This is a genomic window from Escherichia sp. E4930, assembly GCF_005845405.1.
Taxonomy (GTDB): domain Bacteria; phylum Pseudomonadota; class Gammaproteobacteria; order Enterobacterales; family Enterobacteriaceae; genus Escherichia.
Genome location: NZ_VCDZ01000003.1, coordinates 518,638 through 542,818 on the forward strand (window position 1 = coordinate 518,638; position 24,181 = coordinate 542,818).

Annotated in this window: 28 protein-coding genes; 14 read left to right on the forward strand and 14 right to left on the reverse strand. The window is 55.3% G+C overall.

Features of this window, described 5'->3' with window-relative positions; all coding sequences use genetic code 11:
- The first annotated feature begins 123 nt into the window (after positions 1–123).
- Complete coding sequence (locus tag FFT88_RS05870) at positions 124–873, forward strand: C40 family peptidase (RefSeq protein ID WP_135404354.1); 750 nt, start codon at positions 124–126, stop codon at positions 871–873.
- Positions 874–929: 56 nt separating this feature from the next.
- Here FFT88_RS05870 and FFT88_RS05875 read toward each other — a convergent pair whose 3' ends face one another.
- The 9 genes from FFT88_RS05875 to FFT88_RS05915 all read right to left on the reverse strand — a co-directional run bounded on the left by FFT88_RS05875 (position 930) and on the right by FFT88_RS05915 (position 7,891).
- Positions 930–1,286, reverse strand: coding sequence for a type II toxin-antitoxin system HicB family antitoxin (locus tag FFT88_RS05875; protein ID WP_130224098.1), 357 nt, complete (start codon positions 1,284–1,286; stop codon positions 930–932).
- A 25-nt stretch (positions 1,287–1,311) separates the two neighbouring features.
- Positions 1,312–1,557: a type II toxin-antitoxin system HicA family toxin gene (locus FFT88_RS05880; RefSeq protein ID WP_135404355.1), complete on the reverse strand. Its 246-nt coding sequence runs from the start codon at positions 1,555–1,557 to the stop codon at positions 1,312–1,314.
- Between the two features lie 104 nt (positions 1,558–1,661).
- Positions 1,662–3,755 carry a flagellar biosynthesis protein FlhA gene (gene flhA / locus FFT88_RS05885; RefSeq protein ID WP_135404356.1) on the reverse strand — a complete coding sequence of 698 codons (2,094 nt, stop codon included), beginning with the start codon at positions 3,753–3,755 and terminating at the stop codon, positions 1,662–1,664.
- Entirely contained in the window at positions 3,739–4,878 is a 1,140-nt protein-coding gene (locus FFT88_RS05890) for a flagellar type III secretion system protein FlhB (RefSeq protein ID WP_135404357.1), read from the reverse strand. Before FFT88_RS05890 ends, flhA begins: the two co-directional genes overlap by 17 nt.
- Entirely contained in the window at positions 4,868–5,650 is a 783-nt protein-coding gene (gene fliR / locus FFT88_RS05895) for a flagellar biosynthetic protein FliR (RefSeq protein WP_135404358.1), read from the reverse strand. The genes FFT88_RS05890 and fliR overlap by 11 nt, the downstream gene beginning before the upstream one ends.
- A gap of 1 nt (position 5,651) precedes the next feature.
- Positions 5,652–5,924, reverse strand: a complete 273-nt coding sequence (locus FFT88_RS05900; protein ID WP_000958542.1) for a flagellar biosynthetic protein FliQ — start codon at positions 5,922–5,924, stop codon at positions 5,652–5,654.
- A gap of 2 nt (positions 5,925–5,926) precedes the next feature.
- Positions 5,927–6,679 (reverse strand): flagellar type III secretion system pore protein FliP, encoded by a 753-nt coding sequence (gene fliP / locus FFT88_RS05905; protein WP_130218468.1) that lies wholly within the window; start codon positions 6,677–6,679, stop codon positions 5,927–5,929.
- Complete coding sequence (locus FFT88_RS05910) at positions 6,676–7,047, reverse strand: FliM/FliN family flagellar motor switch protein (protein ID WP_135404359.1); 372 nt, start codon at positions 7,045–7,047, stop codon at positions 6,676–6,678. The genes fliP and FFT88_RS05910 overlap by 4 nt, the downstream gene beginning before the upstream one ends.
- Positions 7,040–7,891, reverse strand: coding sequence for a FliM/FliN family flagellar motor switch protein (locus FFT88_RS05915; RefSeq protein ID WP_000922509.1), 852 nt, complete (start codon positions 7,889–7,891; stop codon positions 7,040–7,042). The genes FFT88_RS05910 and FFT88_RS05915 overlap by 8 nt, the downstream gene beginning before the upstream one ends.
- 386 nt (positions 7,892–8,277) lie before the next feature.
- On the opposite strand from FFT88_RS05915, the gene FFT88_RS05920 reads away from it, so the two are divergent.
- Genes FFT88_RS05920 through FFT88_RS05955 form a run of 8 tightly spaced genes read left to right on the forward strand, consistent with a single transcriptional unit; the run spans position 8,278 to position 15,141 of the window.
- Entirely contained in the window at positions 8,278–9,264 is a 987-nt protein-coding gene (locus tag FFT88_RS05920; protein ID WP_135404360.1) for a sigma-54 dependent transcriptional regulator, read from the forward strand.
- A 14-nt stretch (positions 9,265–9,278) separates the two neighbouring features.
- Entirely contained in the window at positions 9,279–9,620 is a 342-nt protein-coding gene (locus FFT88_RS05925; RefSeq protein ID WP_135404361.1) for a flagellar hook-basal body complex protein FliE, read from the forward strand.
- Positions 9,621–9,624: 4 nt separating this feature from the next.
- Complete coding sequence (gene fliF, locus FFT88_RS05930) at positions 9,625–11,271, forward strand: flagellar basal-body MS-ring/collar protein FliF (RefSeq protein WP_135404362.1); 1,647 nt, start codon at positions 9,625–9,627, stop codon at positions 11,269–11,271.
- Positions 11,249–12,259, forward strand: coding sequence for a flagellar motor switch protein FliG (locus FFT88_RS05935; RefSeq protein ID WP_135404363.1), 1,011 nt, complete (start codon positions 11,249–11,251; stop codon positions 12,257–12,259). Before fliF ends, FFT88_RS05935 begins: the two co-directional genes overlap by 23 nt.
- A gap of 3 nt (positions 12,260–12,262) precedes the next feature.
- Positions 12,263–12,973, forward strand: a complete 711-nt coding sequence (gene fliH / locus FFT88_RS05940; RefSeq protein WP_135404364.1) for a flagellar assembly protein FliH — start codon at positions 12,263–12,265, stop codon at positions 12,971–12,973.
- Entirely contained in the window at positions 12,966–14,303 is a 1,338-nt protein-coding gene (gene fliI, locus FFT88_RS05945) for a flagellar protein export ATPase FliI (RefSeq protein ID WP_135404365.1), read from the forward strand. Before fliH ends, fliI begins: the two co-directional genes overlap by 8 nt.
- Positions 14,304–14,305: 2 nt before the next feature.
- Positions 14,306–14,740: a flagellar export protein FliJ gene (fliJ, locus tag FFT88_RS05950; protein WP_001248919.1), complete on the forward strand. Its 435-nt coding sequence runs from the start codon at positions 14,306–14,308 to the stop codon at positions 14,738–14,740.
- A 2-nt stretch (positions 14,741–14,742) separates the two neighbouring features.
- Positions 14,743–15,141 carry an adenylyltransferase/cytidyltransferase family protein gene (locus FFT88_RS05955; protein WP_135404366.1) on the forward strand — a complete coding sequence of 133 codons (399 nt, stop codon included), beginning with the start codon at positions 14,743–14,745 and terminating at the stop codon, positions 15,139–15,141.
- 156 nt (positions 15,142–15,297) lie between these two features.
- Here FFT88_RS05955 and FFT88_RS05960 read toward each other — a convergent pair whose 3' ends face one another.
- The 5 genes from FFT88_RS05960 to flgA form a co-directional block, all read right to left on the reverse strand.
- Complete coding sequence (locus FFT88_RS05960; RefSeq protein WP_135404367.1) at positions 15,298–17,763, reverse strand: glycosyltransferase; 2,466 nt, start codon at positions 17,761–17,763, stop codon at positions 15,298–15,300.
- Between the two features lie 48 nt (positions 17,764–17,811).
- Positions 17,812–18,744, reverse strand: coding sequence for a lysine-N-methylase (locus FFT88_RS05965; RefSeq protein WP_135404368.1), 933 nt, complete (start codon positions 18,742–18,744; stop codon positions 17,812–17,814).
- Positions 18,745–18,871: 127 nt separating this feature from the next.
- Entirely contained in the window at positions 18,872–19,300 is a 429-nt protein-coding gene (locus FFT88_RS05970; RefSeq protein ID WP_135404369.1) for a flagellar protein FlgN, read from the reverse strand.
- Between the two features lie 12 nt (positions 19,301–19,312).
- On the reverse strand, positions 19,313–19,591 hold the full coding sequence (flgM, locus tag FFT88_RS05975; RefSeq protein WP_135404370.1) for a flagellar biosynthesis anti-sigma factor FlgM: 279 nt from the start codon (positions 19,589–19,591) through the stop codon (positions 19,313–19,315).
- 80 nt (positions 19,592–19,671) lie between these two features.
- The gene (flgA, locus tag FFT88_RS05980; protein WP_135404371.1) at positions 19,672–20,409 is read right to left on the reverse strand and encodes a flagellar basal body P-ring formation chaperone FlgA; all 738 of its coding nucleotides are present in this window, start codon (positions 20,407–20,409) and stop codon (positions 19,672–19,674) included.
- A gap of 81 nt (positions 20,410–20,490) precedes the next feature.
- Between flgA and FFT88_RS05985 the strand changes: the two genes are divergently transcribed.
- The 5 genes from FFT88_RS05985 (at position 20,491) to FFT88_RS06005 (ending at position 24,120) form a co-directional block, all read left to right on the forward strand.
- A complete protein-coding gene (locus FFT88_RS05985) occupies positions 20,491–20,826 on the forward strand; it encodes a flagellar basal body protein (protein WP_000512950.1) in 336 nt (111 codons plus the stop codon).
- Between the two features lie 2 nt (positions 20,827–20,828).
- A complete protein-coding gene (gene flgC, locus FFT88_RS05990) occupies positions 20,829–21,260 on the forward strand; it encodes a flagellar basal body rod protein FlgC (RefSeq protein ID WP_000010947.1) in 432 nt (143 codons plus the stop codon).
- Positions 21,260–22,036, forward strand: coding sequence for a flagellar hook capping FlgD N-terminal domain-containing protein (locus FFT88_RS05995; protein ID WP_135404372.1), 777 nt, complete (start codon positions 21,260–21,262; stop codon positions 22,034–22,036). The genes flgC and FFT88_RS05995 overlap by 1 nt, the downstream gene beginning before the upstream one ends.
- A gap of 144 nt (positions 22,037–22,180) precedes the next feature.
- Complete coding sequence (gene flgE, locus FFT88_RS06000) at positions 22,181–23,383, forward strand: flagellar hook protein FlgE (RefSeq protein ID WP_135404373.1); 1,203 nt, start codon at positions 22,181–22,183, stop codon at positions 23,381–23,383.
- The gene (locus FFT88_RS06005; protein WP_135404374.1) at positions 23,383–24,120 is read left to right on the forward strand and encodes a flagellar basal body rod protein FlgF; all 738 of its coding nucleotides are present in this window, start codon (positions 23,383–23,385) and stop codon (positions 24,118–24,120) included. Before flgE ends, FFT88_RS06005 begins: the two co-directional genes overlap by 1 nt.
- Positions 24,121–24,181 lie beyond the last annotated feature (61 nt).

Sequence of the window (24,181 nt, forward strand, 5' to 3'; positions counted from 1 at the left end):
TTATTTCTTATTTCCTAATGTTATGAAACCTCGATAGTAATATGCAAATAAGCAATTAATAATCCCGCTTCTCCTTCCTTTCCTCTAATATTCTCATCTTCATTCAGCCGGTTTATATCCTTCATGTATTTGTTCTCTCACGACAGATTGCTGCGCCTGGGCGTGTTTTCTTTGTCCCTTTTGCTTCCTTTACTTGCCAGCGCCACCACATCACATATCTCTTTCAGCTACGCCGCCCGCCAGCGGATGCAAAACCGTGCGCGGGTACTCAAACTGTACCAGGCACATCTGAAAAAACAGGCCAGCTACATTGTGGAAGGCAATGCCGAAAGCAGAAGGGCGCTACGCCAGCACAACCGGGAACAGATAAAACAGCATCCAGAATGGTTTCCTGCGCCGCTCAAGGCGAGTGACAGACGCTGGCAGGCGCTGGCGGAAAACAACCACTTCTTAAGCAGCGACCATCTGCACAATATTACCGAAGTGGCGATTCACCGCCTGGAGCAGCAGATTGGCAAGCCTTACGTCTGGGGCGGTACGCGGCCCGATCAAGGCTTCGACTGTAGCGGGTTGGTTTTTTATGCCTACAACAAGATCCTCGATGCGAAGCTCCCGCGAACGGCCAATGAGATGTATCACTACCATCGGGCAACGATTGTGGCGAATCACGACCTGCGCCGGGGAGATTTGCTGTTTTTCCATATCCACAGCCGCGAGATAGCCGATCATATGGGCGTGTATCTGGGCGATGGGCAATTTATCGAGTCGCCACGTACCGGCGAAACCATTCGGATAAGCCGATTATCCGAACCTTTCTGGCAGAACCATTTTTTGGGCGCGCGGCGGATTTTGACGGAAGAGACGATTTTGTAAATGGAGAATACTGACGATCAGGCAAAAAATCGGATGCCATATGGCATCCGACCTGTTTACATCTGGGATGAAAACTCACGTTCTAATACATCAACAATAAGCTGATTTTTTGAAATGGAATGTTGTCTGGCGACAATGGTCAGCCGTGAATCGATGTGATGAGGAACACGAAGCGTCAGGCGTTTTTGCTCTTCTTCTTCACGAAAAGGGGAAATGCCGTCCTCTTCACAATCCGCCATCCACTCATCCAGCGCACTTTCACCTTCCCGGTACAATGCCTCAATGCTTGTCGCCACAAAGTCGCAATAACCATTTACATTGAGGAATTTGCCGCGAAATGCGTTGATATCAGCTTCAAATGTTACTGCAGCCGGTTGACCTTTAATGGTGATAATGTTTGATGCTTTATTCATAATCTACCCCTACACAGTTAACAAATCACTCCTTAAGACCTGTTACTGCGCCTTTATCCATCACATTCTTTGGATGTGGCTCATGAGTACTGAATTTGGTCGTACCAATCTGAAATTTCCTTCTGGAACCATTGTTATTTTTTATTGTTCCACCCACCGCTTTAATGAGTGCAACAACATCATCCCATTTAATTCCAGATTTTGGCGGCTCCGTCATTACATCGTCGAATGTTTTTCTATGACGAGAGCCTAGCGCGCTGACCTTAATCATACTATCAATCCATGACGTCATTGTATGGTGTCATCGTAGTCTGTTTGCAGTGTGACGTCAATCAATGGTGTCAGATGGTGCAAAGCATGGAAAAGAATCCCCAATCAACTCAACGCCCCCATAATCTTCAACTCCAGCTCATCCGGCACTTCGTTATATGACAGCACATGCAGCCCCGGCGCAAACAACCTTGCATAACGCGCCAGCAAAGGGCGCAGCTGCGGTGGCACCAGCAGCACCGGGTCTTTCCCCGCCGCTTTCATCTGCTCCTTCACCTGCGGCATCGTACTCTGGAACTGGTTGAGCATATTCGGGTCAACCGGCACGCTGTCGAGCATCACTTTGCCGGCCTGTTGCGCCTGATTCACCACGTTGGTCAGCAGATTTTCCAGCTCATTATTCAGCGTATATACCGTCAGCTCCTGCTTGCGAACGAACGGATGGGTAATGCTGCGCCGCAGCGCCAGGCGCACATCAGCCGCCAGCAGAATATGATCTTTAGTCACCGTGCTACTGGCGACCAGCACGGTGGCGATGGTGACGATATCGCGCAGGGAAACGCCTTCGGTCAGCAGCGCCCGGTACACTTTCAGCAACTGGCTGTAATTCAGCGCCGCGCTCAAATCTTCCGCCAGGCGCGGTGCCATCGACGACAAACGGTTATGCAACTGCGTGATGTCGTCATAGTTAAACAAATCAGGAATATAGCTGCGCACAATCTTATTTACATGGGTAGCAATCACGCTGGCGCTGTCGATCACCTGATACCCCATATTCAGCGCCTTCGCTTTCTGCGTGGGCTGGATCCAGGTGACCGGCATCCCGTACGCCGGGTCGTTCCCCAGCACGCCGTCAATCTCGCCGTAGGTTTCGCTGGAGGGCAGGGCCATCAGTTTATCCGCCGGAATATCCGCTTCATCGGCCTTTATGCCGTTGATGAAAATGGCGTACTGACTGGGCTTGAGGCGGAAATTTTCCCGAATGCGGATCTCCGGCAGCAGCACGCCGTTGCCGTCGGAAATCACCTGCCGCACGCCGCGAATCCGCTGGGTGAGCGGGTTGCCCTGCGCTTTATCTACCAGCGCCACCAGTTTGTAACCGAGGCTTAAACTGATGGGCTCGATCAGCGGAATGGTTTCCCAACTGACCTGTTGCTCGCTGGTTTCGGTGATGGTGCGGGTCAGCGTTTCGAGGCTTTTCTCTTCCGCCTCCGCCGCCTGCGGCTGTTTGCTCATTCGCCAGCCGGTAAAACCCAGCAGGACGCTGAACATCAAAAACGGCAGGTGCGGCATCCCCGGCACCACCGCCAGCACAAACATAATTCCGGTGGCGGTGTAGAGCACCGACGGGCTTGCCAGCAGCTGGTGGCGCACGTCATGGGCGATATCGCCGTTATCGCTGACGCGGGTGACGATAATCGCCGCCGCGGTGGAGAGCAGCAGGGAAGGGATCTGCGCCACCAGGCCGTCGCCGATGGTCATCAGCACATACTGCTGGAAGGCGGCATCGGCGCTCAGGTTGTATTTGAAGATCCCGATACAGACGCCGCCGATCAGGTTAATCGCCAGAATCATCATCCCGGCGATGGCATCCCCGCGCACAAACTTCGATGCCCCGTCCATCGCGCCGTAGAAATCGGCCTCGCTGGCAACATCTTTACGCCGGGTTTGTGCCTGCGCCTGGTTGATCAACCCGGCGTTAAGATCGGCGTCAATCGCCATCTGTTTGCCGGGCATCGCGTCCAGGGTAAAGCGGGCAGAAACCTCGGAAATACGCTCGGCCCCTTTGGTGACGACGATAAAGTTGATGATCATCAGGATGATAAACACCACGAAGCCGACGACAAAGTTGCCGCCAATCACCACCTGACCAAACGACTCAATCACCTTACCCGCCGCACCCGCGCCGAGATGCCCGTGCAGCAGCACCACGCGCGTAGAGGCAACGTTAAGCGTCAGACGCATTAAGGTGGTGATCAGCAAAATGGTCGGGAACAGGCTGAATTCCAGCGGCCTTTTCGCTGACACCGCCACCAGCAGTACCATCACTGCCAGCACAATGTTGAAGGTGAACAGAATATCCAGCAGCGCAGGCGGCAGCGGCAGAATAACCATCGCCAGAATACACAGGATCACCAGCGGCACGCCGAGATTGCCGCCGCGCAGCAGCGCGAGGAACGATTTAGTTGTTTTCGCCATCCAGTTTAAGCACCTCTTTGGGAATGGAAATATGTCTGTTCAGGGCCGGGCGCGGCTGTGCGCCCTTGCGCCAGTGTTTCATTTGCAGGACGTAGGTCAGAACGTGGGCGATGGCCCGGTAAAGCTGAAACGGAATTTGCTGGTTCACCTGCGTGGTGTAGTAAACCGAGCGCGCCAGCCGCGGGAACTCGACCACTTCCACCTGATTCTCAGCAGCGACCTGGCGTATATAGAGGGCGATTTCATCGGTGCCTTTCGCCACCACAAACGGCGCGGCGGCACGCGACGAGTCATACTGCAACGCCACGGCGTAGTGGGTCGGGTTGGTGATCACCACGTTGGCTTTCGGCACCACTTTGCGGATTTGCCCCATCGCCAGCTGCCGTTGCAGCCGCCGCACGCGCGCCTTCACTTCCGGCTTACCTTCCTGATTTTTGTACTCTTCTTTCAGCTCCTGCTTAGTCATCTTCAGCCCTTTGGTAAACAGGGCTTTCGCCAGCGGCACGTCGATCAGCGCAAAGAAGATAAACAGGATGACAAAGTTGCGCATCACGCTGGCGTAGAGCGATAAACCCTCATTCATCGCCAGTTTGAACGGCAGTGCCTGCAGGCCAAGAAAGGCGAGAAAGTTATTGCGCAGGCTAATCCACAGCATCACCAGCACCACCACCGACTTCACCGTCATCTTTCCCGTTTCCGCCAGATGTTCACTGGAAAACAGCCGCCCAATGCCCTTTAACGGGCTGATTTTGCTGAAATCCGGGAGGATTTTTTTCGGCAGAAACAGCCAGCCGCCAGGCACCAGCGAAGAGAGCAGCGCGGCGGCGGGCATCGGCAGCAGCGTGAGAATAAACTTGCCGAGAATTAACAGGTGATGGCGCAAAAACTGGCCGATCACCTCTGGGTTATTAATCTCCTGCGCATACTGATGCACGCTGATAAAACTCTCGCGTACAAAATCGGCATACCACGGGAAACTACTGGAGATCACCACAAACGCCGCAAACAGGCTCGCCGCCAGCCCCATATCCTTCGAGCGCGGCAGTTGCCCCTCTTCACGCGCTTTACGCAGCTTTTGCGCCGAGGGTTTCTCTGTTTTTTCTTCGCTGCTGCTATCCGCCATAGTGACCTTTCAGCGCGTCGAGTTGTTGCAGGACGAAATTCGCCAGATGCAGATAGTGATCCGGCAGGTTGTAGAGCAGGGTGGCAAAACAGACCAGCCCCGCCAGCATGTTGATGGGAAAGCCGAGCGAAAAGAGGTTCAGCGGCGGCGCAATGCGATTGAGCAGGCCAAAGCAGCCCTGCACAATCAGCATAATAAAAGTGGTCGGCAGCGCCAGCAGCGATGCCGACGCCAGCACCCAGCTAAAGGTCAGCGCGATGGTGCGCAGGGTTTGTGGATGCAGCGCGTTGCCAATCGGCCAGTAAGTGAAGCCCTTATACAGCACGCTTACCAGCAGCAGATGCCCGTCCATCGCAAAAAACAGCAGGATCGCGTAGACGTTGATAAGCTCCGCCAGCACGGTGGTCGATGCGCCGCTGCTCGGGTCGTTCATCACCGCCATGCTCATCCCCATATTGAACGAGAGAATTTGCCCCGCCAGCTGCAGCGCCAGAAACAGAAACTGAAACATCAGCCCGAATAACATGCCCCATAAAATTTGTTCCACCGTCAGGATCAGGCTGTTGAGCGAAAGCAGATCGTGGGGAATGGGATGGGGGATCAACGGCGTGATGATGATTGCCAGCGCCAGCGACAAAATAATCCGCACTCGCACGGTCAGGGCGCTGTTATCCAGCACCGGCACATAGCGCAGAAACGCCATAATGCGCACGAAGGGAAACCACAGTCCCAGCGCCATATCCGTCAGTTGTGTAACGTCGCTTGTGCGCATCTTAATGAACCAGCAGGGCGGCCTGGGTAAACAGATGAATGCACAGATCATGCAACTGGATAATCATCCATTTGCCGCACACCCCCAGCACCACCAGCGTGACAATCAGCCTCGGCAAAAAGCTCAGGGTCTGTTCGTTAATCTGCGTCACCGCCTGGAACACGCTCACCAGCAGGCCGACCAGCAGGCTTGGCACCACCAGTACCGAAACCAGTAAAATCACCACTTTTATGCCGCTGGCGACAATGTCGGCGGCTACGTCTACGGTCAACATAATCAGCCCAGCCCCAGCCCGCGAATGCTGGTGGTGAGCGTGCCGATGGTCAGCGACCAGCCGTCGATCAGCACAAACAGCATCAGTTTAAACGGCAGCGAAACGATCAGCGGCGACAGCATCATCATCCCCATCGCCATCAATACGCTGGCGACAATCAGGTCGATAACCAGAAACGGGATGTAAATCATAAAGCCAATCTGGAAGGCGGTTTTCAGCTCGCTCAACACATAGGCGGGCACCACAATCGTGAGATCCTGATCAGCGGCATTGCCTTTCGCGCCGCCGATGGTCATGATTTGCGCCATCGCTTTTTTATCGGTCTGCGCCAGCATAAAGCGTTTGAGCGGCGTCGCGGCGGTGCTTAACGCATCGGTCAGGGTAATCTGATCGTTTTCAAACGGCACCACCGCGTGGTCGTAAATATTGAGCCAGATAGGGCGCATCACCAGCATGGTGAGGGAGAGCGCAATGCCAATCAGAATGCGGTTCGGCGGCGTTTGTTGCAGCCCCAACGCCTGGCGCAGCAGCGACAGCACGATAATAAAACGCGTAAAGCAGGTCATCATCAGTACCATCGTCGGCAGCAAACCGACGAGGGTCATCAGAATTAGCACCTGAATTTTGACGCTGTACTCCTGAGTGTTGCCGTGGGTCACCACGTTAAGCAGCGCAATATCGCCACCCTGGGCCAACGCCAGCGGCGCAAGCGCCAGCAGCCCAAGGCCCAGCGTCAGTTGAATGCGGCGTTTCATGGTGCCAGTTCGTTGATGTCGCGGGTGTTAAATTCCAGCACGCGCAGGCCGTACTTCTCGTTAACCACCACCACTTCCGCTTTGCCCAGCAGGATATTATTCACTTTGATATCCAGCGGCTCCCCGGCGAGTTTATCCAGCTCAATCACCGTGTCGTCGTCGATGTTAAGCAGGTCGGCTAACATGATTTCCACCGACGACACTTCCAGCGTTAAGGTCACCGGAATGCGTTTCAGCAGCGTCATCGAGTCGGAAAAACGGTCTTCCTGGCGGGTGACCCGCGTTGCGGCGTCGGCGGATTTCACGACAGGCGCAACTTCATCGGTGAGGCCAAAATCCCCGGCTAAAATATCGTCTTGTTTACTCATGGCTATTCTCATTTTTGCCCGCCAGCTCCGACAAAAACAGTTTGTCTTTGTCTTCCACAATCAGGGCGCTAAATAATTCAGATTGCCCAATCGCCACCGGGAAGGTTTCTCCCAGTGATATGGGTAAAATATCCCCGGCTTTTATCTGCGTGAGATCTGCGACATTCAGCGACAGCTCGGCGATTTTGACGTTCAGAGTCAACGGCAGGGAGCGGATGATTTCTTTAATTAATGCCGGTTTGTTGACCGATTTCGCCACCTGCTGCGGTTTACTGTGCTCACTGTGGCGGATCAGATTTAAAATAAAATCGGTGTGGGCGTCGTCGAGCAAAATACGAAAACTGCTCTCTTCATCGCCCGCAAGGGTAAAGGTTAATTGATACGCCCAGTGGGTAATCACCGTGCTGCTGTCCAGCTTTAACTTCAGCGCAATACCGGAGGTTTGCAGATTAAAAATCAGCGTGCAGATATCCAGCGCGAGGCGGTTTTTTAATCGCGTTTCGGTTTTGGTCGGCAGGCCGTTATGCGCTTTCGCCTCTTCAAGAGAGGACTCCAGACCATAAAAATTGCCCAGCAGCATTAACAATAAGGAGCGATCAATATCAAACGCCAGATGCCCGACCTGGGAAACCATCAGTTCGGCGTTTTTATTGATAATATCCATTTCGCAGCCAATCTTTTTTAAGGTGATATTGCTGCGATGCTTTTTGAGAAAGTAGCTGCCAAGATGCGAATCAATCACGTCAAAATTCCCCGTAAACAGGGTCGGCAGGCGATGGTAGGGGCGTCCGAGCCGATTACCTTCTAATTTAAAGATGCCTGGCGTTTTACTGTACTTCAGCATAGCTTACTTTCTCTGCTGTAATGGTGTGGGCGTTTTTGTGCACGCAATTCCGGCAGTGACACAAGGTGAGGTATTAAATAGAGGGGGCGTGAAAGGGGCAAATTATTAATAGGGAGAAAAAATAATTAAATTATTAAAGGGAGTGATTCGGGCATCGTCATAAAACATTGCACGAACGGTAGGCCTGATAAGACGCGTTAGCGTCGCATCAGGCATCGGTGCACAATTGCCGGATGCGGCGTAAACGCCTTATCCGGCCTACATGGATAACTCGTTGTTTATAAACAAATAATATTTTTATTATCGTTTAATTCAAACTTGTTAATCCCGCCGGTGATACGCTTCAGAACATCCTGTTTTCTGTCGCTACTGATATCGTTCACCCTATGTCTGAACTTATTGCAACTGCCGCTTCCAGCATTAACGCTTTTACTCTGGCAAAGCGTGTCGCCGCCTTTAACGTGCCGGTGCTCATTCAGGGCGAAACCGGTGCGGGCAAAGAATGCGTGGCGAAATATATTCACACCGTAGCCTTTGGTGAAAATGATAATGCGCCCTATATCGGCGTGAACTGCGCGGCGATTCCGGAAAATATGCTGGAAGCCACGCTATTTGGCTACGACAAAGGCGCATTTACCGGCGCAATTGCCAGCGTACCAGGCAAAATGGAACTGGCAAATAACGGCACCTTATTGCTTGATGAAATTGGTGAAATGCCGCTGGCGCTACAGGCCAAAATATTACGCGTATTACAGGAACAGCAGGTTGAGCGATTAGGCAGCAACCGACAAATTAAACTCAATTTTCGCCTGATTGCCTGCACCAATAAAAACCTTGAGCAGGAAGTCGCCGAAGGGCGTTTTCGTGAAGATCTCTATTATCGTTTGGCGGTTATTCCTATTACCATGCCGCCGCTGCGTGAACGTCTGAACGATATTATTCCGCTGGCAGAGTCATTTATTAAAAAATACTCCACGGTGCTGGTGAAAAATATCACCCTTTCAGAATCTACCCGCCGCGCGCTGCTGAATTACCGCTGGCCCGGTAACGTGCGCCAGCTGGAGAACGCCATTCAGCGGGGAATGATCCTGAACCGCGACGGCGTAATTTACCCGGATGCCTTAGGCCTGCCGGAAACTGACGTTGCCGACCGCAGCGAACTGCAATGGCCTGTTCAGCCCGCCGTCCACATTGCCGAAACCAGCGATTTAGGCCAGCACGGACGAAGCGCGCAGTATCAATATATTGCCGACCTGATGCGTAAATATCAGGGCAACCGCAGCAAAATTGCCGACCTGTTAGGCATTACCCCGCGCGCACTGCGCTATCGACTGGCCTCCATGCGCAAGCAAGGTATCGAAGTTTTCTCCTGACCCGGAAGTTAAAAATGAGCATTACCACAATCAACAGCACCATGCAGGCGCAAATCATGCAGGACGTGCAGCGGATGCAGGCTAACGCCCAGGCGCCGGTGCTGCCCCCCATGACCTTCAGTTCCACCGACCCGGACGTTTCGTTTAACCGCATTATGTATGGCGCGCTCGGACACGTTGACCAGTTCCAGCAGGTGGCGGAGCAGCAGCAAACGGCTATCGACATGGGCAAAAGCGATGATCTGGCAGGTGCGATGATCGCCAGCCAGCAGGCGTCGCTCTCTTTCTCCGCGCTGGTGCAGGTGCGCAACAAAATTGCCACCGGATTTAACGATCTGATGAGCATGTCGATCTAACACTATGAATGAACTGATCAAAAAGTTGACCCAGGCGTTTCCGGCGTTTCGACTGCGTCTCGCAGATAACAAATGCTGGGCGCTGATGGCGGGTGTGGGGCTTGCCGTTGCGGCGACGGCGATTATCGTCAGCGTGCTGTGGACCGGTAATCGCGGCTACGTCTCGCTCTACGGACGCCAGGAAAATCTGCCCGTGTCGCAGATTGTCACCGTGCTGGATGGCGAAAAGCTCAGCTACCGCATCGACCCGCAGAGCGGGCAAATTCTGGTGCCGGAAGAGGCGCTGTCGAAAACGCGCATGACCCTTGCCGCCAAAGGCGTGCAGGCGATATTGCCCAGCGGCTACGAGCTGATGGACAAAGACGAAGTGCTCGGCAGCAGCCAGTTCGTGCAGAACGTGCGCTATAAACGCAGCCTCGAAGGGGAACTGGCGCAGAGCATTATGTCGCTGGACGCGGTGGAGAGCGCGCGGGTGCATCTGGCGCTCAACGAAGAAAGCTCGTTTGTAGTCAGCGATGAGCCGCAAAACAGTGCCTCGGTGGTGGTGCGTCTGCACTACGGTGCGAAGCTGAATATGGACCAGGTGAACGCCATTGTGCATCTGGTGTCCGGCAGCATTCCGGGGCTGCACGCCAGCAAAGTCAGCGTCGTCGATCAGGCGGGAAATTTGCTCACCGACGGCATTGGCGCGGGCGAGGCGGTTTCTGCCGCTACCCGTAAACGCGATCAGATCCTCAAAGATATCCAGGACAAAACCCGCGCCAGCGTGGCAAACGTGCTGGATTCGCTGGTTGGCACGGGGAATTACCGCGTCAGCGTGATGCCGGATCTCGACCTCAGCACCATCGACGAAACCCAGGAACACTACGGCGACGCGCCGAAAATCAACCGCGAAGAGAGCGTGCTGGACAGCGACACCAATCAGGTGGCGATGGGCGTGCCTGGTTCGCTCAGCAACCGTCCGCCGGTTGCGGCGAATCAAATGACCAACGGTACGGAAGAAAATCGCTCGCCCGAAGCGTTATCCAAACACAGCGAAAGCAAGCGCGATTACTCTTACGACCGCAGCGTCCAGCATATTCAGCATCCCGGCTTTGCGGTGAAACGCCTCAACGTGGCGGTGGTGCTCAATCAAAACGCCCCGGCGCTGAAAAACTGGAAACCGGAGCAGACCACACAGCTTACCGCATTGCTGAACAATGCCGCCGGGATCGACGCGCAACGTGGGGACAACCTGACGCTTTCACTGCTTAACTTTGTCCCGCAGGCGGTGCCGATCGAACCCGTCATTCCGCTTTGGAAAGATGACAGCGTTCTGGCCTGGGTACGCCTGATTGGCTGCGGCCTGCTGGCGCTGTTGTTGCTGTTCTTTGTGGTGCGCCCGGTAATGAAACGCCTGACGGCGGTGCGTGCGCCGGTTATCACACCAGAACCGGAAACCGTCAGCGAACCGTGGATCGCCATGCCGGAAGAGGAGCGTAAAAACGTCGATCTGCCGTCGCTGCCCGGCGATGACAGCCTGCCGTCCCAGAGTTCCGGCCTCGAAGTAAAACTCGAGTTCCTGCAAAAACTGGCCATGAGCGACACCGATCGCGTAGCCGAAGTTCTCAGACAATGGATCACCAGCAATGAGCGAATTGACAATAAATAAGAGCAACAGCTACCTGGAACAGGCGGCGATCCTACTGCTGTGTCTGGGCGAAGAGGCGGCGGCGACGGTGATGCAAAAACTCAGCCGTGAAGAAGTGGTGCGCCTGAGCGAAAACATGGCGCGGCTTTCCGGCGTCAAAACCAGCATGGCGCGCAAAGTGATCAATAACTTCTTTGATGAGTTCCGCGAACAGAGCGGGATCAACGGCGCATCGCGATCCATGTTGCAGGGTATTCTCAACAAAGCGCTGGGCACCGAGATCGCCAGCAGCGTGATCAACGGCATCTACGGCGATGAGATCCGCTCGCGGATGGCGCGCCTGCAATGGGTGGAACCACGCCAGTTGGCGATGCTGATCTCCGAAGAACATCTGCAATTGCAGGCGGTATTCCTCGCGTTTCTGACGCCGGAAATCTCAGCGGCGGTGCTCTCGTATCTCAACGAATCGGTGCAAAACGAAATTCTCTATCGGGTGGCGAAACTCAACGACGTTAACCGCGACGTGGTGGATGAACTGGATCGTCTGATCGAACGCGGCCTGTCGGTGCTGTCTGAACATGGCTCAAAGGTGAAAGGCATCAAACAGGCGGCGGATATCGTCAACCGTTTCCAGGGTAACCAGCAGGTGATCCTCGACCAGATGCGCGAGCGCGACGAAAACGTGCTGGAGCAGCTCCAGGATGAGATGTACGACTTCTTTATCCTCAGCCGCCAGAACGAAGAGGTGCGTCGACGTCTGCTCGACGAAGTGCCGATGGAAGACTGGGCGGTGGCGCTGAAAGGTACCGAAGCCCTGCTGCGCCGCTCGATTTACGCGGTAATGCCAAAACGGCAGGCGCAGCAACTGGAAGCGATCACCGCGCGTCTGGGGCCGGTGCCGGTCAGCCGTATCGAACAGATCCGCCGCGAAATCATGGGCATCGCCCGTGAACTGGAAGAGGCGGGCGAACTTCAGCTACAGCTGTTTGCGGAACAGACGGCGGAGTAACCCATGACCATTGAAACACTGCGCGGGCGCTATCGCCTGCACCGTTTTCCGCCGCGCCAGCGTGCGGTGACCGGAGAACCGCTTACCGCCAGCATCAGCGCTGCCGATTACCAGCGCCAGTTGATGGACGGTTTTCAGGAAGGGCTGCAAAAAGGGTTTGCTCAGGGAATGACCGAAGGCCAGGAGCAGGGCTTTAGCGAAGGTCATCAGCAAGGTTTTGCCGAGGGGCGACGTCAGGGCTACACCGAAGGCAGCCTCGCCGGGCAGCAGGAAGGGCGCAAACAGTTTGTTGACGCGGCGCAGCCGCTGGAAGCCATCACCGGTAAAGTGAACGACTTCCTCGCCCATATCGAACGTAAACAGCGGGAAGATTTGCTGCAACTGGTGGAAAAAGTCACCCGCCAGGTGATCCGCTGTGAACTGGCGCTGCAACCCACGCAGTTGCTGGCGCTGGTGGAAGAGGCGCTGGCGGCCTTCCAGGCAATGCCGGAAACATTACAGGTGATGCTGAGCACGGAAGAATTTAACCGCCTGCGCGACGCGGTGCCGGAAAAGGTCAGCGAATGGGGGCTGACGCCTTCGCCGGATCTGCCGCCGGGCGAATGCCGGGTGATCACCGACAAATCGGAACTGGATATCGGCTGCGAGCACCGCCTGGAACAGTGCATGACCGCGCTGAAAGAGACGCTGACGCCGGAGTCGCAGGGTGAGTGATTTTTCCGCTTTCGATAACGCGCTGCGCTCGCTGGAGTCGATCCCGCTGGCCCGCGTCGCCGGGCGGCTGGTGCGCCTTAACGGCATTCTGCTGGAGAGCGTCGGCTGCCCGCTAATGACCGGGCAGCTGTGCCGCATCGAAAGCGCCAATCACACGCTGATCGATGCGCAGGCCGTGGGCTTTAATCGCGACATCACCTACTTAATGCCGTTTAAACAGCCGGTCGGGCTGATGGCGGGCGCACGCGTCTTCCCGGAAGAAAAAGCCCACGACATCCTGATTGGCGAAAGCTGGTTAGGCCGCGTGGTGAATGGCCTCGGCGAACCGCTGGATGGCAAAGGCCGCCTGAACGGCAACGACCTTCTGCCGCCGCTGCCGCCCTCGGTTAATCCCTTAACTCGCCGTTCAGTGGACGAACCGCTGGATGTGGGCGTGAAAGCGATCAACGGCCTGCTGACCATCGGCAAAGGCCAGCGCGTCGGGCTGATGGCGGGCAGCGGCGTCGGGAAAAGCGTGCTGCTGGGGATGATTACCCGCCAGACCAAAGCCGACATCGTGGTGGTCGGGCTGATTGGCGAACGCGGGCGCGAAGTGAAAGAGTTTATCGACCACTCGCTGGGCGAGGACGGGCTGGCAAAGTCTATCGTTGTTGTCGCGCCTGCCGATGAATCGCCGCTGATGCGCCTGAAAGCCACCGAACTGTGTCACTCCATCGCCGCCTGGTTTCGCGACCGCGGGCATCACGTTTTACTGCTGGTGGATTCCCTGACCCGCTACGCGATGGCCCAGCGGGAAATCGCCCTCTCGCTCGGCGAACCACCCGCCACCAAAGGTTATCCGCCATCGGCATTCGGCATGATCCCCAAACTGGTCGAGAGCGCAGGCAACAGCGAAAGCGCAGGATCGATGACCGCCATCTACACCGTGCTGGCGGAAGGCGACGATCAGCAAGATCCCATCGTCGACTGCGCCCGCGCGGTGCTGGACGGGCATATCGTATTAACCCGCAAACTGGCGGAAGCGGGGCACTATCCGGCCATTGATATCGGCCAGTCGATCAGCCGCTGCATGAACCAGGTCACCAGCCTGGAACATCAGCAATCCGCCCGCGCGTTAAAGCAAAACTACGCCGCCTATATGGAGATCAAACCGCTGATCCCACTCGGTGGCTACGTGGCAGGCGCGGACGCCAGCGTCGACAAAGCGGTGAAAATGTTCCCTGCAATCGAGCGATTTTTGCGCCAGGAGATGCGCGAACCCGCCTCCCTCGAACTGGTGCAAAGCCGCCTGCAAATTCTCTTTCCTGGTGCCAAAAAGGCAGAACAGTAACTATGCGACAAATCATTGACACCCTGGCGCAATTGCAGCGCCTGCGGGATAAATCGGTCAAAGACAAAACCGTTGAGCTGGCAAAGCAAAAACAGATTTGCGCGGGCTATGACAACAATATCAAAGCATTAGGCTACCTTGTCGAAAAAACGTCTGCGGGCGCGGCGGCGTCGGTGGAATCGCTGAAAAACGTCAGCGGCTACAAAGGCACATTGCGCAAGGTAATCGCCTGGCAGGAACAGGAAAAAACGCTGGCTAACATCAAAGCCACGCGAATGCAGAAAAACCTGACGGCGGCGGCGTGCGAAGAGAAAGTGGTGGCCCTGACGCTGGACGACAAACGTCGCGAGCAACAGGAAAGTGCCACCGCGAAAGCGCAAAAAGCGGTGGACGATATTGCCGTGCAGTGCTGGCTGCGGCATAAATTAGCGGAGTAGCCATGAAAACGGTCATCACCTTCGGCACCTTCGATGTATTTCATGTCGGTCATCTGCGCCTTTTACAACGCGCCCGCTCGCTGGGTGAGCAACTGCTGGTCGGCGTATCGTCCGACGCCTTAAATATTGCCAAAAAGGGCAGAGCGCCGGTTTACCATCAGGATGACCGCATGGCGATTATCGCCGGGCTGGAGTGCGTGGATGGTGTATTTCTGGAGGAATCGCTGGAGCAGAAAGCGGAGTATTTGCGGGGGTACAGTGCGGATATTTTAGTGATGGGCGATGATTGGGCGGGGAAGTTTGACGATTTCTCGTGTGTCTGTGAGGTGGTGTATTTTCCCCGCACGCCGTCGGTGTCGACGACGGGGATTATTGAGGTGATTAGGGGGGAACATACATAAGCCACCTACTGATTTAATTCCCGCAGTGAGAGAAGATGATGCCGTCTGCCGTTTGGCTATGTTAAATATGTTTAAATAATCGCGTTTTTTCGACATATCGCCAAAACATGTCGATGGCATAAACGTATTCCAACGACATGTTTAAAAAATCGAATTTTATCGACATATCCCTGACGGTTCCTTGCCCGCCAGCGCCTCCACAATCACCATCGCCGCCCGTTCTCCCGCCTTGCCATCCATAAACGCATCGCAATAGTGATGGTGAATTTCCGTAAGCCTCGCCAGCAACGCACCCCAGTCAAACGCCTCTGACAACAAGTAACGCAGTTCTGCCATATCATGAGCGACCGGCAATACTTCGCGGATTCGCTGGTCTGCACTCTCCGGTGTGGAGTAGCTTTTCTCGCCGTCGAGCAGTTCCGTCATGCCCGGAAAATCGAGCAGGATCACCCGCTTATCAACGTGGATAGCATCGAAAATAAAGCCGCTGTTATCGGTCAGCACGTAATCGGCCTTTGCCAGTAGCGTCAGCGTGTAGCGGGCAGAGTCGGTGCGCTGTTTTAAATGCCTGCGCGCCAGGGCCAGCGATGCAGCTTCTTCCGGGCGCGAGCAGGTGCCGTGGTGCAGTTTGCAAATCAGGTTCACATCACCGCTTAAGCGCCCCAATTTTTCTGCCCAGTGGGGCAGGGAGCTTAATGCGCCAAACGTAGGGGCGTAGAGCACCGTAGGTTTACGGTAATCGGGTTGGATATTTTCCGGCAACGAACGATCGAACGTGCCGTTATGCCAGGCGTCGAAGCGCGGGTTGCCGACCACTTTCGCACTGCCGAAATGTTCCAGCGCCTGCTGGCTGTAGTGGCTGTAACACAAAATGCGTTGATAAAAACGGTTCCAGTCTGCATGGTTCCACGTTTCTTTGGCTAAGCCGTACATAGCGCGGACGTTCACCGCTGCCAGGCCATTGAGCGCGGGCGTGTGGTAGGGGCTGACCAGGCATTTCACCCGCTGACCATGTGCCTGCATTTCTGACAGACGCATACCTTTAAGTTGTGGGTCGTCGATGCTTTTTAGCGTCTCCAGCATTTCATCAAGAAACGGTTTAAACACGCGGTCATTGATCACCAGCGTGCAGCTCTGCCCCTGCGCCTGCAGGGCGGTGATGATTTGGCGGTACAGCGCGTAGTGGAATGAGGTTTCCATAAAAAAGCCGATGGTGTCGGCGATGGGTAATGTAGATGGCTTTGTAGTTACGGATAACTTATTGAAATAGTGGCCAATATTGTCGGTTGTTTTTTTCTCGATATCACTAAAGCCTGGTCGCTGGTAGCAAAGGCTCGGATAACAGGCCAGCCATTTGTCGGCGCGTAGCAGCGGCTGCCAGCAGGCTTCCAGCGAGTGCTCATCGTTGCTCATCTGCTGCGCCAGTTGCGGGTAGTAGCGGCTGTTCACCAGATAAGCGCACACTTTGCGGCAGTCCCGCGCGTGCACCAACCCAGGCAAACTTTTTAGCATCGTTCCCTGCGAAATTTCGCCGCCAAGGATCATCACCTGCCAGGGAATTTTCGCCAGGCTCGCCAGCAGCGTGTTCAGCACCTGAATATGTTTCTCCTGCTTCAGAATAACCGCGTCATCTTCCAGCAGCAGATAGTTTTGCCAGCCGTGCTGTTGCGCCAGGCGCAGCGCCTGCAAGTGTGACTGGCGGCGGCCCCGTTGACCGTTTTCATCTTCACAGGCGGCAAGGCGGGTGATCTTCTCGGGTGGAATATGCAGCAATGCCAGTTCTTCACGGATCTGTTGTAAGCGATCCGGGCGTTTATCCAGATTCAGCAGAACGATCTGATCGATCGCCTGATGATTGATCGCCTGATGATGAGTGGCGTTATGCAGACTCAGATAAGCGTTGCGTAGCAGCGGATCGCGGACGATATCCGTAAGCGCCGCGTTTACCGGCGTGCTGGCTCCGAGAATAAAGTCTTTATCAAAGGTGTTGTGGCTGTGTGAGATACACAGAATCGTGCGCTCTCCGGGCAGTTGCAGCGGGTTTACGCTGAAATTGTCGGTGAAACTTTTCTCTTCGCCTAAATTGCAATCATCGTCGTAACGGTGTTTTTTCAGGTAGTTACGGTGATAGCAAAAGGTGCCGTTGAGGATGTTATGCGGGCCAAAGCTGCGGCTTTGAAAGATACGGTTGATGTGGTTGTACCAGATGGGGATCTGGTCGGAGCCGGAGATGAGCGCCCGGTGTTTTTGCATCATGGCGATGGTCCAGGAGATTTTATCTGCCGGGTAGTAGTCGTCGTCATCCATGCAGAGGATATATTCCCCCACTGCCAGTTCATTGAGCATGTTACGTTTTTTGCCCAGCGGCAGTCTTTCCTGATGATGGATGTAGCGGATGTTAAAGGCTTCCGGCGTGCCATCGGTCAAACGGTCGATGATGTACTGATGGCTTTGCGGCGAGTCGTCGAGGATGACCAGTTCGCGGCGGTTTGCCGGGTAATCCTGATAGCGGTACATGTAAAGCAGGTACGGCAGAAATGCGCCGCGGTTCCAGGTTGGCGTGACGACGCTGACGAACGGTTTTTCGCGGTGGGTGGCGAGTGTTTTGATGACGGTTTGCATGATATGTTTACGAAGTAGATAAGGCCGGGAAAAACCGGCCTGAAAGCGTTAGCAAGGTAGCAGCGAAAACGCATAAAGCAGCGGCTCTGCGCAACATTCAGCCTGAATTTGTTGGCGAATCAGCAGCGCATTTTCACTCTCTCGCCAGCGTTCAAACACCGCGAAGAGGGCGAAAATATCCTCCTGTCGTAGCGGTGAATCATCCAGCGTCCACAAACTGATTAACGTGCGGATGAGATAAAAATCACATACCAGCAGGAAATAATCCGCCCCGTCAGCCTGGCCAATCACATCGTGGTAAACCCGGTAAATCAGCCAGTTGCGCATCATCCACGGTGCGGCGGCAAAATGCTGTTGCCACGTGGTTTGCCACTGCGCCTGAAGCTGCTGTTGTAACAGGGCTTCGCTGTTGGCGTCATGCAGCGTCAGTAAGGTAACCTGCAACGGCAGCGAGGCTTTGCGCGGGCTTTCCGGCAGAATCGACCAGTCAAATGCAAAACTTCCGAGCAGCGTCACCAGCTGCCGTGCCAGCTGTGGCACGGGCGGGAGCTGGGCGAACTGTGCCTGCAGCGTGCCTTTTTTCGCATGATCGGCCAGCGCCTGTGGCAGCGTTGTCAGTCGGGCAAGAGTATCGCCATCCCTGCCTGGCATTTTACTGGCGCGGGAGAGCAGGATACCGACGGCATACAGTGAAAGCTCTGGTGTTAAACCGGGTAGCGTAAGGGTGCTCAAAATCACCTGGTTTACTATCGCATCGCGCGCGGAGAGTTCCGCGGTATTTTCTTCCACAGGGCGATAGGTGAGCTGTAAATCAAAGGCCCTGGCATCGTTGAGCACCGCTTCGCAGCTTTCTGACTCTGTCAGCATCAGGCTCTGACGAATCTCATTCTTCCAGACCTTACGGACATATAAAGGTGAACCGGGGTGCTGCGCCAAAAAATTGCGCACATATTCCGGTTCGTAACATTCAATAAAACTCATAGGTGGCTTCCAGTCTTTATTACTTCGCGGAATGTGCAATAAGCGTGCCGGGAATTTTTGTAATCAAAAACAAAGGATTGAGAATCAGGCGGAAAATCCGTTTCCGCGATGGGGGAAGGAATTGTCGTTATTCCTGATAGAGAAAATCTGCTTCGCTGCCTAAAAAAGACTGAATAAATTCATACTGGCGAATCAACAGCTCGCCGTTTTTATCGTTGTAGGCTTTGCAGCGTTCCGCTTTTTGCTCAAGGCGTTGCCACAACTGCTGTGCTGCCGCTTTTTGTACCGCCGGAAGCCAGGCGAAAACCTGCGCCAGACCGTCACGATTTACGCTAACGTTGAGCATTTTCAGCAGGTTGTGCCGCTGATGGCTATGGCTGTGTAACTGCTCATAGTGATGCGTAATCTCATCGTTTACCGCCAGCAACTCCTCGCTGGCGCGGCGAATCATGTAGATCCGCTGGCGCTGGAGAAGTTCACGCAGGCAATCATACCGCACGTCGTCGTCGCGAATGCCCTGCAGCAGCGCCTTCACCTGTTGTAACCGGATACTCACTTCATCGGCCTCTTAGTTCTGGAAAAAACTCAGCATATCGCTGGCTAACTGTTCGGTATCTACTTGCCGGCTACCGGAGGCCAGCATCGCCTGCATTTGCGCCACTTTGTCGCTGTCGATATCGCTTTCTTGCTGGTCGTTCAGCGTTTGCTGGGCGGACTGCAATCCCGCCTGGGTAATGTCGTCGGCACTTATCGTCGTGGCGGTGGTCGCCGTGCTTTTGCGCGGCTGGCTGGCGCCTGCCGTCGTGGCTGTCGGGCGATTGCCTGGCATAGTCGGGGTGATTTTCATCGCAACCTCGTCTCGGTATTTGGGTGGGTTACTCCGGTAAAGCGGTTAACAGGCGGCAAAACTTTAATCGCCTGCGCAAATTACTCCGCGCTTACCGTTGTCACCACGCCGCTTTCCTCCACCATTGCGCTGATGACCCGCTGGCTGCTGGCGTTACGTACTTTCACCATCTCGCCCTTACGACCATTTTTCAGCGCCACGCCGGGCATCGAGGCGGTGATCCCCGCGTTCTGGTAAACAATCATCACCGGCTGATCGCGTTCGACCAGCACAGGCGAAACCAACTCTTCTTTGGTGAGCGGCCTGCCCGGTTGCAGCGCGTGCTTACTGCTTAAACCAATCGCATCATCGAGATCCATCAACACATCGCGGCGCTGGGCGCTGACGTTGTAGGGCTTAAGCTCCACATCATTCGCGGTGAGCGGCGTATCGCGGGCAACCAGTGACTTTGTCATCACCACCGGCACCAGCACATCCGGGCGCACCGCCACGTTTATCTGCCAGCTTTGCGGGCAACTGACGGTGAAGTTCATCCGGTTGAGCGCGATTTCCGCAGGCGACGTCAGTGTTACGGCGGGTGCTGTAGCACAGGGCGCGGCGGTCGCAATCTGCGAGGGAATGTAGACGTTAAAAGTGTAGCGATAGTCATGCCAATGCCGCTGCTGCGCCAGCGATTTAATCTGCTGGCTGGCGGCATTCAGCACCTGGGCGTTGACTTGTTCCCGCGCGCTGTGTTGCACGGGATGGACGGCGGCGTAGCCCGGTAAGGCCAGCGCCAGGAGGAAATAAAACTTCCGCCTGCAAAATTGAAAACTCATAAACCCTTTCTCATCAGTCACTTAAAAAATGGCACGGCGATTGCTTAGCGTATGCGGATTGAAGCAGGAGTGACGCAGGAAATGGGGATCAGTTTTCAACAGGCATTGGGAGTGCATCCGCAGGCAGTGAAGTTACGTCTTGAGAGGACCGAGCTACTGACTGCGAATCTGGCGAACGTCGATACGCCAAATTTCAAGGCTAAAGATATTGATTTTGCCAGGGAGATGCAACGGGCAAATAACGCGGCGGTGGATGTCCAGTACCGCGTACCGATGCAGCCGTCGGAAGATGGCAACACCGTGGAACTGAACAGCGAACAGGCGCGGTTTTCACAAAATAGTATGGATTATCAAAGCAGTCTGACCTTTCTGAATCTGCAAATCAGCGGCATCAGAGAGGCCATTGAAGGGAAATAAGCATGTCTTTTACTGATATCTATCAGATTTCCGGCTCGGCGATGACGGCGCAAACGCTACGTCTGAATACCGTTGCCAGTAACCTGGCGAATGCCAATGCGCCCGCCAGCAGCGAGGCGCAGGCGTATAAAGCGCGCAGCCCGGTGTTTGCGGCGGTGTATCACCACAGCTTGCTGGCGGGTACACATCGTCATGCCATTGACGGTGCCAGCGTGCAGGTGCAGGACGTGCTGCAAACCGGCGGGGCGCTGAAACGCTATGAACCGCATTCGCCGCTCGCCGACGCTAACGGCGATGTCTGGTATCCCGACGTCAACGTGGTGGAACAGATGGCGGACATGATGTCGGCTTCGCGCGATTTTGAAACCAACGTCGATGTGCTCAACAACGTGAAAAGTATGCAGCAAAGCCTGCTGAAACTGGGAGAAGCCTGATGAATACCCTGGCGCTGAATGCGCAATCACAGGCGCACTCTTCCTCTGTGGGAAGTAGTGCGGTGGCGCAAAACAATGTAGGGGCGACCACGCAAAGCAGTAATGTGGGCGATAGTGCAGCTACCACCGATACCAGCAGTACGACAACGTCCACGGATTCGTCACCCGTTGATACCTTTCTGACGCTGTTTGTCGCCGAGATCCAAAACCAGGACCCGACCGACCCAACCGACGCCACTGAATATATCGACCAGCTTTCGTCAATGGCACAGGTGGCGATGATGGAAGAGATGAGCGTGCAGGCCAACACTAACGCGGTGCTGATGAGCAACATTCAGGTGATGGCGCTCGGCAACCTGGTGGGCGACGACATTATGGTGCAGACCACCGCTTTGCAGGTGAGCGACCAGACCATTAACGGTCGCGCCACGCTGGACGACGCCTGTACTACCGCCGATCTCCACTTTACCGATGCCGCAGGCGATGACTACACGGTGTCGCTGATCCCGCAGGGTAGTTCGTCCGTTGGACCAGGCCCGGTTGATTTCTCGGTGAATCCGGCGGATTACGGCATCCCGCCTGGTGATTACGACGTCTCGGTGGTGACCAACACCGGGGAAGAAGAGGTGCCGATTGAAGTTTCCGGCGAAGTGGAAGATGTGCGCATCCCGCTCGACGGCAGCTCTCCGGTGCTCAATGTTGCAGGTGTAGGCGAAGTGCCGTTCACCATGATTAGCCAGTTTGGTGTACCCGATGCCGACAGTGATGTGGCGTGATGTCCGGTGCCAAATTGCCTGATGCGCTTCGCTTATCAGGCCTACATGAATCTGCATGGTTTTGTAGGCCGGATAAGGCGTTCACGCCGCATCCGGCAAAACAACGGGCACGCTGTCAAAAATCTGAATTAACAGGAAGAAACAATGAGTTATGAAATTGCCGCAACGGGGCTGAATGCCGTTAACGAACAGCTGGACGGGATCAGTAACAACATCGCCAACGCCGGAACGGTGGGCTATAAGTCGATGACCACCCAGTTTTCCGCCATGTATGCCGGAAGTCAGGCGATGGGCGTCAGCGTGGCGGGTACCGCGCAAAGTATCTCTCGCGGCGGTTCTCTGGTATCGACCGGCAACGCGCTGGATCTGGCGATTAACGACGACGGCTTTTTTGTTACCTGCGACAGCGCGGGCAACATTTCTTATACCCGCGCCGGATCGTTTGAAACCGACAAAAACGGCTATATCGTCAACGCCTCAGGCGCTTATTTGCAGGGGTATCCGGTGGATGACACTGGCACCCTGCAAACTGGTACGGTCACAGACATCCAGATCAAAACCGGCAATATCCCGGCGCAGGCCAGTAGCAGCCTGACTTTTACTGCCAACTTCGATGCCAGCGATGCGGCTATCGACCGCACCACCGTGCCGTTCGACGCGACCAACAGCAGCTCGTACACCGACAGCTACACCACCACGGTATATGACTCATTAGGCAACGAACATTCGGTATGCCAGTACTTCACCAAAACCAGCGATAACACCTGGGAAGTGCAGTACACCTTCGACGGTCAGCAGCAGACCGGCGTTCCGGCGACGACGTTAACCTTCGACCCGAACACCGGGAAGCTGACTTCGCCAACCACGCCGCAGACCATTGAGTTTCAGACCGACGCCGCTGCACCCATCGATTTAACCGTCGATTACTCGACCTGTACGCAATACGGCTCGGACTTCTCGGTCACCACCAACTCTGCCAACGGCTACGCTTCCGCGACTCAAAACGGTGTGCAGGTCGATGACGATGGCAAAGTTTACGCTACCTACAGCAACGGCGAGCGCATGTTGCAGGGGCAGGTGGTGCTGGCGACCTTCCCGAATGAAAACGGCCTCGAAGCGGTGAGCGGCACCGCATGGGTACAAACCGGCGAATCCGGTACCCCGCTGATTGGCGTTCCCGGCTCCGGCACCTGCGGCACGCTGTCGTCGGGCGTGCTCGAAAGCTCTAACGTCGATATCACCAGCGAACTGGTCAACCTGATGACCGCCCAGCGTAACTATCAGGCCAACACTAAAGTTATCGCCACCAGCACGCAGCTCGATGACGCGCTGTTCCAGGCAATGTAATGGACCGTTTGATTTATACCGCCCTGAGCGGGGCTTCTCAGACTTTGTACGAGCAGCAGATTAGCGCCAACAACCTGGCGAACGTCAACACCAACGGTTTTCGCGCCGATATGGCGATGGCGACCAACGACAAGGTGAAAGGCGTCGGCTTCGACACGCGCTATATGGCGCAGGAAGGGGCCAGCGGCGTGAACGACAGCACGGGTGTAGCGGAGAAAACCGAACGCCCGTTGGACGTGGCGATTCAGGGCGCGGGTTACATTGCGGTGCAGGATAAAAACGGCAACGAAGTGTATACCCGCAACGGCAATATTCAGCAGGACGACCAGGGGCAGCTGACCATCGACGGCAATCTGGTGCTGGGAGATAACGGGCCGATCATTCTGCCGCCGAACGCCATTGCTTCGTTTGGCAGCGACGGCACGCTGTCGGTGACGCCCGATGACGGCGACGTGACCGCGACGATGGATATCGACCGCCTGAAGCTGGTGGATATCCCGGTCGCTAACCTGGCGAAAAATCCTGAAGGGATGTTGATAACGGCGGACGGCGTTCCGGCCCAGCGCGATGAAAATATCAAAGTCAGCGGCGGTTTTCTCGAGGGCAGCAACGTCTCGGCGGTGAGCGAAATGATGTCGTCCATCGCCATGAACCGCCAGTTTGAAGCGCAGATCAAGATGATGAAAACCGCCGAAGATATCAGCGACGCGGGCAACCGCTTATTGCGCGGCTCGTAACCGCACATCGTAGGCCGGATAAGGCGTTCACGCCGCATCCGGCAACAGCAGCCCAAAAATA